This is a genomic window from Bradyrhizobium sp. (genome assembly GCF_030654605.1).
In the GTDB taxonomy this organism is placed as follows: Bacteria; Pseudomonadota; Alphaproteobacteria; order Rhizobiales; family Xanthobacteraceae; genus Bradyrhizobium.
This window is the reverse complement of record NZ_JAURXB010000140.1, coordinates 1-1,628: the sequence shown is the minus strand read 5'-3', so window position 1 is coordinate 1,628 and position 1,628 is coordinate 1. Positions and strand designations below refer to the sequence as shown.

At 61.0% G+C, this 1,628-nt stretch carries 3 protein-coding genes and 1 pseudogene; all 4 read left to right on the top strand.

The features are described 5' to 3' along the window. Window positions 1-192, top strand: a pseudogene (locus tag Q7U29_RS13635) (transcriptional regulator); the annotation flags it as partial. Between the two features lie 112 nt (window positions 193-304). Continuing rightward, on the top strand, window positions 305-601 hold the full coding sequence (locus Q7U29_RS13630) for a nucleotidyltransferase family protein (RefSeq protein WP_304742231.1): 297 nt from the start codon (window positions 305-307) through the stop codon (window positions 599-601). Next, window positions 591-962 (top strand): DUF86 domain-containing protein, encoded by a 372-nt coding sequence (locus Q7U29_RS13625; protein ID WP_304742229.1) that lies wholly within the window; start codon window positions 591-593, stop codon window positions 960-962. The genes Q7U29_RS13630 and Q7U29_RS13625 overlap by 11 nt, the downstream gene beginning before the upstream one ends. 129 nt (window positions 963-1,091) lie before the next feature. After that, a partial coding sequence (locus Q7U29_RS13620; protein WP_304742226.1) for a DsbA family oxidoreductase occupies window positions 1,092-1,628 on the top strand: 537 nt, incomplete at its 3' end.

The following is a 1,628-nucleotide window of genomic DNA, read 5'->3' as shown; positions in this document are numbered from 1 at the left end:
GGCCCGCTGTCGTCGGACAATGTCGCGATCCCGTTCAAGCTGCGGCTGAACGGCGAGGTGCTGAGCTTCATTTCCACCACCATGATCTTCGGCACCCCGGTCGACATCACGCTGTCGGAACTGGCGCTGGAGGCGTTTTTTCCGGCCGATGAACTGACCGCCGAGCGGATCCGCAGCATGGCGGCACTGTGACAGGCGCTTAAGGGCGGTCGGCATTGTATGCGGCGATCCCGGGGGCTTGATTTGCCTGCAAGAGCCGGAAAAGACGCGTGTTTTTTTACCCTTCTTGCCGTACAATGCAGCCATGACCCGCGACGAGATCATAGAAAAGCTGAAGGAGCGCGAGACCGACCTGCGAGCGCAGGGCGTCGCTCATGCTGCACTATTTGGTTCCGTCGCGCGCGGCGATGACAATCCCGACAGCGATATCGACATCCTTGTTGATCTTGACCCAGCAATTGTCGTGACGATTTTCGATTATGCCGGCGTGAAGGATTTTATCGCCGACATGTTCGACCGCCCGGTCGATGTGGTTAGCCGCGAAAGCCTGAAACCCCGTCTCCGCCCCAGCGCCGCCGCCGACGCGATCTATGCTTTCTGAAACCGAACGCGACAGCCTGTCGGACATCGTTTTCAACATCGACCTTGCAAATTCGTTCGCCCAGGGGTTCGACTACGAGCGTTTCGTGACGGATATGCGGACGTTCTACGCCATTACGCGTTGCCTTGAGATCATCTCCGAAGCATCTCGCCGCCTGTCGCCCGAAACCAAGGCGCGTCATCCCGACATCCCATGGCGCCAGATGTCCGCCTCGGGCAACATCTACCGGCACGATTACGAAGATGTAGCCCATCGCCTCGTATGGGGTACTGTCCACGAGTTCCTGCCCGCCCTGCGGGTGATGGCGAAGACCGAACTTGCAGAAGGCGACCAGGCCGGCTCCGCGGCCAAACACTCCTAGAGGGGCTCAAATCCGCGTCCAGCCCGCCATAACCCCGCAGGTTATGTGGCGCGAGGCATGCGGCTGCGGGACTTGTTTCGCCGGAGTTTCGGCCTATTTTGCGGGCATTGTTTCACGGAGAACGCGCCCATGAGCACGCTAAAACCGCTTCAGATCGACATCGTCTCCGACGTGGTGTGCCCGTGGTGCTACATCGGCAAGCGCCGGATCGAGAACGCGCTGGCGCTGGCGCCGGATGTGCCGGTCGAGATCAACTGGCGGCCGTTCTTTCTCAATTCATGGGTGCCGCGCGAAGGCATCAGCCGCGACGAATATCTCACGAAGAAATTCGGCTCGGTCGAGGCCTACAAGGGTATTGCAGGCCGTGTCGTCGCCGCCGCCAATGAAGAGGGGCTGACCTACCGGCCGGAACTGGTCAGGCGCCAGCCCAATACCACGGATTGCCACCGGCTGATTCACTGGGCCGATGCGCAAGGCAAATCCGCCGAGATGAAACAGCGGCTGATGGAACTGTATTTTCGCGACGGCGGCGACCTTACCGACGTCGATGTGCTGGTGCAGGCCGCCGCCGATATCGGGCTCGATGCCGGGGATATCCGCACGCGCCTGGCCACCGACGAGGACGTCGAACTGATCTCGGCGCAAGCCCAGGACGCCTCCGACAAG

What these genes read in the sequence shown, in the direction of transcription:
- Q7U29_RS13630 (WP_304742231.1), top strand. Translation starts at nt 305, where the DNA reads ATGACCCGCGACGAGATCATAGAAAAGCTGAAGGAGCGCGAGACCGAC.
- Q7U29_RS13625 (WP_304742229.1), top strand. Translation starts at nt 591, where the DNA reads ATGCTTTCTGAAACCGAACGCGACAGCCTGTCGGACATCGTTTTCAAC.